This window comes from Streptomyces sp. SID13726 (assembly GCF_010548375.1).
Lineage (GTDB): Bacteria > Actinomycetota > Actinomycetes > Streptomycetales > Streptomycetaceae > Streptomyces.
Map to the genome: position 1 here is coordinate 1 of NZ_JAAGLY010000357.1, position 470 is coordinate 470.

Here is a 470-nt window from a genome sequence, read left to right on the forward strand (position 1 = left end):
GGAAGAACTTTTCGACACTGTGGACAGGGTGGTGGAGAACTCCGCCGCACCCGGCCCGTTGCGGAAGGAACTCCCGCCCGGAAGAGTTGTCCCAGCGCAGGGCCGGCCCAGGGTTGGCCCGAAGGCCCAAAGATCCCCGCTCGCACGTCCGACGCCCGGGGGCGTCGCCCGTCCCCCACCACCCGGAGGCCCCGTGACCGAGCCCGCTCCGCCGTCGTCGTTCCCGATCGTCCGCGTCCCCGCCCGGCCGGGCCCGCCGCTGCGCTTCCAGCTGCGTCCCGTCGCGCCCTCCCTGCGGTCGTTCCTCGCGACCGAGGCGGGCGGCGCGGTGCTCCTGCTCGTCGCGACCGTCGTCGCGCTCGTGTGGGCCAACTCCGCCTGGTCGGGCGCCTACGACGACCTGTGGTCGGCGACCGCGGGCTGGCACGTCGGGCCCTGGTCGTTCGAGATGGACCTGCAACACTGGGTAA

At 73.4% G+C, this 470-nt stretch carries 1 protein-coding gene; it reads left to right on the plus strand.

Annotation, left to right across the window (positions count from 1 at the left end):
- Positions 1–271: 271 nt before the first annotated feature.
- The coding region (locus tag G3I78_RS48055) for a Na+/H+ antiporter NhaA (protein WP_203616533.1) at positions 272–470 on the plus strand (199 nt) is incomplete at its 3' end.